Annotated in this window: 1 protein-coding gene; it reads left to right on the forward strand. The window is 45.9% G+C overall.

What is annotated here, in order from left to right:
- Positions 1-11 precede the first annotated feature (11 nt).
- On the forward strand, positions 12-233 hold a 222-nt coding region (locus SB658_RS27760), incomplete at its 3' end, for an LOG family protein (protein ID WP_410603806.1).

A 233-nucleotide genomic window follows, 5' to 3' on the forward strand; every position in this document is an offset into this window, starting at 1 on the left:
GAGCTGTTTTGATGAAAACGATTTGTGTGTTTGCTGGTTCGAATCCAGGCGTGAAGGATGTCTACAAAGAAAAGGCTGTAGAGCTGGGAACTTATATGGCAGAGCAAGACATCCGTCTTGTATATGGCGGTTCACGAATTGGATTGATGGGTGCCATTGCAGATGAGGTCTTAAGACATGGCGGGCAAGTCATTGGGGTTATGCCTAAAGGGCTTTTTAGAGGAGAAGTTGTG

The sequence above is a fragment of the Bacillus sp. SIMBA_008 genome, assembly GCF_046535495.1.
In the GTDB taxonomy this organism is placed as follows: domain Bacteria; phylum Bacillota; class Bacilli; order Bacillales; family Bacillaceae; genus Bacillus; species Bacillus subtilis.